The following is a 274-nucleotide window of genomic DNA, read 5'->3' as shown; positions in this document are numbered from 1 at the left end:
CGCCGTTCGCGGTCAACGACGCCGCGCCCTTCCCGCGCGGCGACGTGCACAAGATGTCCCCGGGCCAGCCCGACGCCTCCGGCTACATGGTGCAGACCGGCCCCTTCGGCACCGACACCGGCTACACGCGCATCCTCGGCGGCACGACGATGCATTGGGAGGCGAAGACCCCGCGCTTCCTGCCCGAGGACTACGAGATGCGCTCGCGCTTCGGCGTCGGCCGCGACTGGCCGCTGAGCTACGCCGAGCTCGAGCCGTGGGTGGAGATGGCGGA

The 274-nt window shown here is 71.9% G+C and carries 1 pseudogene; it reads left to right on the top strand.

Features of this window, described 5'->3' with window-relative positions:
* A pseudogene (locus RMT89_RS42965) lies at nt 1–274 on the top strand (hypothetical protein); the annotation flags it as partial.

It is taken from the genome of Streptomyces sp. P17 (assembly GCF_032436805.1).
In the GTDB taxonomy this organism is placed as follows: Bacteria; Actinomycetota; Actinomycetes; order Streptomycetales; family Streptomycetaceae; genus Streptomyces.
This window is presented reverse-complemented; position numbering and strand designations above follow the sequence as displayed.